The sequence below is a fragment of the Rhizobium ecuadorense genome, assembly GCF_001187535.1.
Taxonomy (GTDB): domain Bacteria; phylum Pseudomonadota; class Alphaproteobacteria; order Rhizobiales; family Rhizobiaceae; genus Rhizobium; species Rhizobium ecuadorense.
In genome coordinates this window covers 1-225 of sequence record NZ_LFIO01001583.1, presented here as the reverse complement: position 1 = coordinate 225, position 225 = coordinate 1, and the positions used below count along the sequence as shown (strand labels likewise).

Genomic DNA, 225 nt, shown 5'->3' with positions numbered 1-225 from the left:
GGCCTGGATCATGTCCGGCGGTATCTCGTTTGCCCTGCTCATAGCATTTCTGATTGGCTTCGCCGTGCAGCCGACGCCCGTCGCTTGGGTTGCCAACTACATGGATCCCTTCGTGCTGGCCCTGGTCTGCCTTGTAATGATCCCGCTGCCGATCGGCACGGTCTGGAAGGCACTGACCGAAGTCCTGTTGATTGCACCTGTCGAGCTCAAGGATCATGTCGATCA

At 58.2% G+C, this 225-nt stretch carries 1 pseudogene; it reads left to right on the top strand.

Annotated elements, in window-relative coordinates:
• Positions 1 to 225 (top strand): annotated as a pseudogene (locus AF337_RS32645) (cation transporter); the annotation flags it as partial.